This window comes from Ascidiimonas aurantiaca (assembly GCF_037646345.1).
GTDB classification, from domain to species: domain Bacteria; phylum Bacteroidota; class Bacteroidia; order Flavobacteriales; family Flavobacteriaceae; genus Ascidiimonas; species Ascidiimonas aurantiaca.
The window spans coordinates 1-1,030 of sequence record NZ_JBBEWR010000040.1 but is presented as its reverse complement, the minus strand read 5'-3'; the positions used below and the strand labels follow the sequence as shown (position 1 = coordinate 1,030).

General features: G+C 42.1%; 1 pseudogene. It reads right to left on the bottom strand.

Features of this window, described 5'->3' with window-relative positions:
• Window positions 1-1,030 (bottom strand): annotated as a pseudogene (locus WAO84_RS17145) (hypothetical protein); the annotation flags it as partial.

Sequence of the window (1,030 nt, the reverse complement as noted above, 5' to 3'; positions counted from 1 at the left end):
TTTTTTTTGGGTTACGTTCCTAAAATAATATACCGGGTTCTCAATAGTACCTTTTACGTAGGGTTTCAGGTGAAAGGTACTGTATATATTATCGCGATGCTGATAGGAGATGGTAGTTTCGGGTAGAATGGAAATACTAAGGTTTTGCAGTGTTTTTGAGGTACCGGGAATTTTTGCGAGAAGCCAGAGGGTATCTTTGTTTACCGAAGCAATGTCTATATCTACTTCTTTAAAAGTAATGGGGCGGGCATTAAAAAAGAGCCTTTCGAGTACCGGGGCACCGTTCTCATCAAGCAGGGTAAAAATATTAATGCCTTTGTGCAGGAGGTCTTTAGCAATGAGATAAGAGCTTTCCAGTTTTCCGTTTTCAAATCCCACATCGATCTTTCTGGCCAGCCCATCCCTGTGTATAACGAGATGGAAAGGTTTATTCTCTATTTTAGCATAGGTAGCTGCATTGGTACGGAAGGTAACAAACATATCATCTGCCTCTTTGCCGGTATCAGCTATATTAATGGCAATGCCTTCTGCTTGCGGTAACGGTAGGGGGTAGGTGTTCTCTTTTTCGTCATTAAAGGTAATGGTCGCATAATACCGGGTATTGGGTTTGGGAGTTAGATCAAACTTACCATGACCGTAAGGAGAGGTAATGAAATCGGTGATTACCTGTCCACTGTCATTTTTAATGACGGCCTTTTTTATTTTTACCCCCTGCCCGAGGTTATTAAGTACCTTAACCGCAAGGGTATTTTGGGTATCCTGAATAAAGTTTCCTCCTTCGGGTAGAAACTGTACATCATATCGGGTCACGGTATCGCTGTTGGGAGGGAGCAGAGATTCGTTGAGGATGGTTATTTTCTGGACAAAGGCATCTTCTTCCTTAAAGTTTTTCATCCAGTTGGTAGAGGCCTTGATATAATAATGCCCTGTGGTAAAGGTAGAATCTATGGGGAAGCTTCCTTTCAGGTAGCCATTTTTGGCGAGAAAGAGTTTTTTATCGATTTGTATGCCCAGGCTGTCATAAAGCCCC